The organism is Candidatus Thermoplasmatota archaeon, assembly GCA_034660695.1.
Classification (GTDB): Archaea; Thermoplasmatota; E2; order UBA202; family DSCA01; genus JAYEJS01.
Map to the genome: position 1 here is coordinate 1 of JAYEJS010000104.1, position 5935 is coordinate 5935.

Here is a 5935-nt window from a genome sequence, read left to right on the forward strand (position 1 = left end):
GTCCATAGGAGGAAAGTTTTTCAAATACTGGAATGTAATACTGGAGGGACAGCAAAAAATGGTCTGGGGAGGGGTAAAACATCCCCGAGAAGTAATGAAACTGTTACCTGGGTGAGAAGTAAGAAAGTTACAATGACCTAGAAAGTCAGGGAATGAAGTTCTTTGCCACCACGTATATTTCCGAACTCCTTTTTCTGGACGCCTGTGGGGAATAAGGCTTTGTAACCCTGAAATATTCTTTTACATCTTTCAGAAACTGTGAGTAATCCTCCCCTACGAACACCTTGCATATGAAATTTCCATTTTCTCTAAGTAAGATGCGTGCCACATTCAGTGCATTCCTGGAGAGCCATACACTTCTCGCCTGATCCATAACATAATTTCCAGATAAGTTCGGTGACATATCCGATATAACTACATCGACATCTTTTGCTTCCCGCTTCAGTTGTTCCAATGTTTCTTCATCAGTTATGTCTCCCCGGATGAATTTTACACCCTCTATTGGCTGCATGTCCTGTATGTCAACGGCAATAACTCTGGCACCAAGCTTGACCGCCACCTGGCTCCACCCTCCAGGAGAAGCGCCAAGATCTACCACAACGTCTCCGCGTTTAATAATCCTATATTTCTGATTTATCTGCAACAGTTTGTAAGCAGAACGAGCCCTGTATCCCTCGTTCTTTGCGCTCCTATAGTAGCGCTCTTTTTTCAGCTCCCTATACCATCGCGTCGGCATTACTAAAGTACAATATCGAGGTCGAGTTTTTCGGCCAATTCCTTGTATCTATTTCGTATTGTAACCTCTGTTACCCCTGCAATATCCGCAACCTCTCTCTGTGTCTTTCGCTCTCCACACAAAATAGATGCAATATATATCGCTGCTGCGGCGACTCCAGTCGGTCCTCTTCCGCTCGTCAATTCCTTATCTTCAGCCTGCTGGAGTATCTCCAGGGCTTTTGATTTTATGTCCTCGGTGAGGGTGAGTTTGCTGCAGAATCTTGCCGTATAATCCTGCGGGGAAGTGGGCATGAGTTTCAGCGTAAGTTCTCTTGCAATAAAACGGTATGTTCGCCCTATCTCCTTTCGGTCAACTCTCGACGAATTTGCTATCTCATCAAGGGTGCGCGGCACTCCACACTGCCTGCATGCAGCATAGATGGCAGCGGCGGTTACGCCTTCAATAGATCGCCCCCTTATGAGATTCTTTTCTACGGCCCTTCTGTATACCATGGCAGCTGCTTCTCTCACATTTCTCGACAACCCCATATCAGATGATATCCTGTCCAGCTCGGAAAGGGCGGATGCGAGGTTACGCTCGGATGCACTGCCTACACGTATTCTCCTCTGCCATTTTCTTAGCCTATAAAGCTGTGCCCTATTTCTCGTTGGAATCGACTTGCCGTAGCTGTCCTTGTTTTTCCAGCCTATCATTGTGGAAAGCCCCTTGTCATGAACGGCATAATTCATCGGAGCGCCGGTTCTAGCCCTCTTATCCCTCTGTTCGGCATCAAATGCTCTCCATTCGGGCCCGTGATCGATGTAGGAATCATCAATTACCAGTCCGCATTCCATACAAACTAGTTCTCCCCTTTCGTAATCCTGAACAAGGCGCGTTGACCCGCATTCGGGACATTTACTTACTTCTTCTATCTCAACCTTCTTATTTCTCGACATTTTATCCCCAAAGTTTTTAAACCTTTTGCTCTCGAATGTATATGTTATATATAAAGTTTTGTGCGAAATCGGGAGGTGGTGTAGAAAAAAGAGTTTTTCTCGATTTTGTGACAATAGTGTTTACCAACTCATATCTTTACATCCACTATAATTAGGCATCGATTTTTGTAAAATTTTTTGGCATGAACCGTCTTTTCTACATCACCAAATCGGGATTATGGAACGTTTTGGATGGCAGGGCTAATATTCCTATTTACTAAAGCAGTTTATCCAGCAAGATAAATTCGGGCTATCCATCTATTTTAACCAAGGTTTAGGTTTAGCCCCACCACCTTTTACGAACCCGCAATACTTCTCATAATTGCCCATCATTGTCATTGCCTCTTTTTGCACCCTCATTGAGATGGAATATGTACCTCGTGGGCACCTGTCTTTTCACACCGCTTTTGTAATTGCAGACAGTGCATCTGTAACCTATTATGACTTCCTTCCCCCAGAGGGAGAAATTCTTTATCTTTTTCAATTTCGAATTACAGACGGGGCATCTTACAAGCTCTCCCTCTCCCTCCCTCGATTTTATCTCCATTCTTATAAAGCCTGCCCTGACAGCCAGTTTTCTAACTCTCTGAGGACTCACCCTATATTTTTTATCCAATACTTCGAGTTCTTCCATGACCATATCCCTCATTTTTTTCTGGGAGTCGATAGTCCCGTGCTTCTTTAAAGCCTTATAGATTGCCACAACTATTTCCTCGCCGCTGGGGATATGATATTGCATGGGATTAAAACAATTTTATGCATATAAACCTTCATGTTATGGAAGCCAAATAAATGGGGCGGTTATATGGACTTTCTATTCCCCCATGCTGATAAAATGATGTCCCGTAGCTCTTTATCGTTTTTTGCATTTAACCATTTTTTCTCAAAATCGGTTTCTTCTGAAATTTGAACTACCCACATAAGCGAATGCATATAGAAATTCCTTTGGTCTGAAGAAGAAACAATCACAAAGAAGGCATGTATTGGAGGGATTCCATTGGAAAAGATAACGCCTTTTTTGCTCCTGACTAGAATAATATCAAATTTATTATGCCCCTTAATAATAAATGAAAAAATGCCAATACCCGGACGTATAACTATGTTGGAATCTTTCTCTTTTCCCTTAAACCGTTTATATAACTCTTCCTCCTCAATATGCAATCTATCTGCCAATTTATGTGCCAACAATTTTGTAAGCTCTTTAGGTGGTAGGACTTTATCAATGTCTAAAACAACGCATTTTTTTATTAACTTTTCAAAACGTTTTTCGGTGACATTGTCTCTCTCCATCAGAATCTCTCTTAGTTCTTCTTCCAATAAATAACCGGTAGATTTAATTCCAGTAATCCTTTCGATCACATGTAGGAGGGCATATTCTCTTTTTATTTTATTTCTGGCGTAAATTAAATACCAACTCAACCCAGAAACGATGAAAGCACCGGTTATAAGAATTGGAGTTTGCCCCATCTCGAAAATGAGAAACACATATCCAGCGATTCCCGCTACATGAACCCAGGGGTATAAAGGAGATTTAAATTTTGGTCTGTAGTTATGTACTTTACTCTCTCTCATTACAATAACAGAAAGAGTTACAAATAGAAACAGTAGAATCTTCAGAGTCGAAGCCGTCTTGACAAGGCTTTCTAGATCTAAAAACAAAATAACGGAAATCATGAAAGCGGAAGTGCAGAGTATGGAAAAACTTGGAGTTCCACGTTTGGACATCCGTGAAAAAAAGCCCGGTAGCAGTTCGTCTTTTCCCATAGCCATTGGATCGCGGGATGCAGCCAATAATCCAGCGTTAGCTGTAGAGATAAAAGCTAGAATTGCAGCAATCGACATTACCACAACACCAATTTCTCCCATGAAAGTCCCCGCCCCAAGTGAAATTGGTGTGAAAGAGCCCTGCAGTTGAGCAGGCTCCACCAGACCTACTGTTACAGAAATAACCAAAACATAAAGTAAAGAAATTATTCCCCATGAAAAAAACATTCCGAGAGGAACATTTCGCCCGGGATTTTTTATCTCTTCTGCCACACTCGCAATCTTTGTCAGTCCCCCATAGGAAACAAAAATTAGGCCCGCAGTCGAAAAAACAGAACCAAAACCCAGGGGGGCAAAGGGGGTGAATCTGGAAAGTTGAGCATGAAAAGAGCCAGCTACAATATATAAAACAAGTAAAGAAATAAGACCAGCAACCAGGGCTATCTGGGTTTTTCCTGTATGTTTAACACCGATTAAGTTGATGACAGTAAAAATTATGCAAAATACAACGGCAATAAATTTCATCTGCATTTCCGTAAAGCCCGGATTAAGCAATAAAGCAAAAATACCTATCCCCACCAGGGCAAAAGCACTTTTAAATGCCAGGGAAAACCATGCAGCAAATCCGCCAATTGTCCCCATTCTAGGTCCCATGCTCCGATCTATAAAAAAATAGGTTCCGCCAGCCTTAGGCATAGCAGTGGAGAGTTCGGCTTTAGAAAGCACGGCAGGTATGACCAAAAGACTTGCAATTAAATATGAAAGAATAACGGCTGGACCGGTTTTTTCATATGCTAATCCGGGTAAAATAAATAATCCAGAGCTGATCATAGCCCCCGATGCTATACAAAATATGTCGAGCAATCCAAGATCTCTTTTGAGATGTCTGTTCTTTTTCCCGTTTCCATGGTCCATCTTGTCGGATTAATCTTATCCCTGAATTTAAAACTTTCTTGTATAATTCAATGCATCAGCATTTTTATCTTTTGAGGCATTGCCCGGTGAATATATATCACTTTGTTTCTTATGAAATCCAAGCGAGAAAACCCAGACCTCTAGGTCTGGGATGAATTGCCTGGAAAATTATAAAACGCCGATAGGCGTTTTCTTCCCCCTGAGGAGAAAGCCGCGCAATTTATTGCGTGGAAGGGGTGACTCAAATCCTCCGATATGCAGTGATGGGTCACCGAGCAGTACAAATTCAGAAATCGACCACCTGTCTTTCCATACATTATTCATGTATTCATTCTGGGCATATACCAGCATTTCTGACGGTGTTGTGTCCTCCTTATATCCCTCAAAGAATTTATAGACCAGATAGCCCGCCCCAAAGAAAGGCCCATTCTCATTGACTCCTGTAAATGCCACTCTGGTTGAACCGACCGTAGCTATCGCTCCTCCTCCTCTTTTCTGGACAAAGTACCAAGCGAAGCAGGGCAGCGAAACAGATATATTGGGCATTGGAATTCCTGTTTCTTCCTCAAAATCCGACAGGCTTAAATCCAGTTTTGCCGTGGAGCATGCATCAAAGAAAATTACGGGAAGCTTATATCTGTTGAAGAGGGCGGTTATGTAGGGGGTATAGTATGTCCCCACCCACTCATCATTGGTTCCATCTATGGGATGAGTTCCCCACCCCCATGGAAATCCATGACCCGAGAAATGGACAAACCCGGCACCTTTTTCCATCGCCATTTCAATGGAAAGTGCGCGCAGATTTCCAAGTGAATACCATATTTTTATGGACTCAAAGCCCGGCATTTCATCTGCAACAACCTGGTTCATAAATTCCCCCTCCACCACCCCCCACCCGGGAAACGTATCTCCTCCTATAAGGATAAGACGTTTGAACCAATCTTCGCCGAATGCCTTGCCCTCGTATGATACTAATTTATCCACGATCGTCTTAACTGCAAAATTATTCTGGCATGCAAGCCTTCCAACATAAACATCGGCATACATATCCATATCGTCATTGGTTCCGCCACCGTCAACGTACTGCTCGCCATATTTGCCGTTGTTATTACTGTCCCATGAGGAAAACTTTCCGTCAGAGTCATAGATGTCAGCATAGTAAAGGTCCGTGGGCATATCTCTCCAATAAAATTTTATTCCATTCCGGTAAATAAACCAGATGTATCGGATGGGCATTTTTTCTATATCTCCAACAAGCATTACATACTTTATACCCCACTCCTCAATGCTGTCCTTGATGAAGTATTTTATTTTCTCTGCACCATCTCTTCCCTGAACGGTGAAATAATTGCCGTTATATATTTCATCAAGTGAAACGAGCATCGTTTTCACACCATAGCTTTCCTTATGCTCTACCAATGGCTGCAGAGCGTTGCTGAACTCAGATGGCGATACAATGAGCAAGTCATAAGCATCATTGTCAAGCAACGGCTTTTCAGGAGGAATATAATTTATCTCAATACTCATTTCATTTACATACTCC

General features: G+C 42.3%; 5 protein-coding genes. All 5 read right to left on the reverse strand.

Annotated features, from left to right (window positions below):
- Positions 1 to 145: 145 nt before the first annotated feature.
- A complete protein-coding gene (locus U9O96_05195) occupies positions 146 to 736 on the reverse strand; it encodes an RlmE family RNA methyltransferase (GenBank protein ID MEA2054495.1) in 591 nt (196 codons plus the stop codon).
- A gap of 2 nt (positions 737 to 738) precedes the next feature.
- The gene (locus U9O96_05200; protein ID MEA2054496.1) at positions 739 to 1674 is read right to left on the reverse strand and encodes a transcription initiation factor IIB; all 936 of its coding nucleotides are present in this window, start codon (positions 1672 to 1674) and stop codon (positions 739 to 741) included.
- 355 nt (positions 1675 to 2029) lie between these two features.
- Complete coding sequence (locus U9O96_05205; protein MEA2054497.1) at positions 2030 to 2452, reverse strand: hypothetical protein; 423 nt, start codon at positions 2450 to 2452, stop codon at positions 2030 to 2032.
- A gap of 62 nt (positions 2453 to 2514) precedes the next feature.
- Positions 2515 to 4392, reverse strand: a complete 1878-nt coding sequence (locus U9O96_05210) for an amino acid permease (GenBank protein ID MEA2054498.1) — start codon at positions 4390 to 4392, stop codon at positions 2515 to 2517.
- A gap of 168 nt (positions 4393 to 4560) precedes the next feature.
- Positions 4561 to 5935 (reverse strand): C25 family cysteine peptidase (locus U9O96_05215; GenBank protein ID MEA2054499.1); only part of this gene is annotated, 1375 nt, incomplete at its 5' end.